Source organism: Vibrio sp. M260121 (genome assembly GCF_036533715.1).
Classification (GTDB): domain Bacteria; phylum Pseudomonadota; class Gammaproteobacteria; order Enterobacterales; family Vibrionaceae; genus Vibrio.
The window spans coordinates 1-389 of record NZ_JATABF010000135.1 but is presented as its reverse complement, the minus strand read 5'-3'; the positions used below and the strand labels follow the sequence as shown (position 1 = coordinate 389).

Genomic DNA, 389 nt, shown 5'->3' with positions numbered 1-389 from the left:
CTGCCATCATCAACAATCGTACCTGTACCCTCTGCCGGCGTAGTTTGTACGGCCGTTGCACCGGACAACGTAAAGGTCTCAGGGCCTTCGAACAAGTCATCATCTGTTGTACTAACGGTGATGCTGTATGTGGTGTCGTTGGCAGGCACAGTTACATCAAATGAGCCGTCAGGGTTTACCGCTACAACTTCGGTGCTGTTGTCCGCGTAAGTGATCGTCACCTGTGTATCAGTGTAATCGACACCGCCATCTGCTGTGCCATCGGCGAGCGTCATGCTGACAACAGTATCTGTTGTACTTGCATTACTCATGGTCACATCAAGTGTCGCTGGGTCGCCTTCGTTTACCGTGGTTGAGCTAATCGATGCCACGGTAGGACGGTCATCATC

General features: G+C 51.9%; 1 protein-coding gene. It reads right to left on the bottom strand.

Features of this window, described 5'->3' with window-relative positions; genetic code table 11:
• On the bottom strand, positions 1 to 389 hold a 389-nt coding region (locus QTO06_RS25470), incomplete at both ends, for a Calx-beta domain-containing protein (protein WP_331410364.1).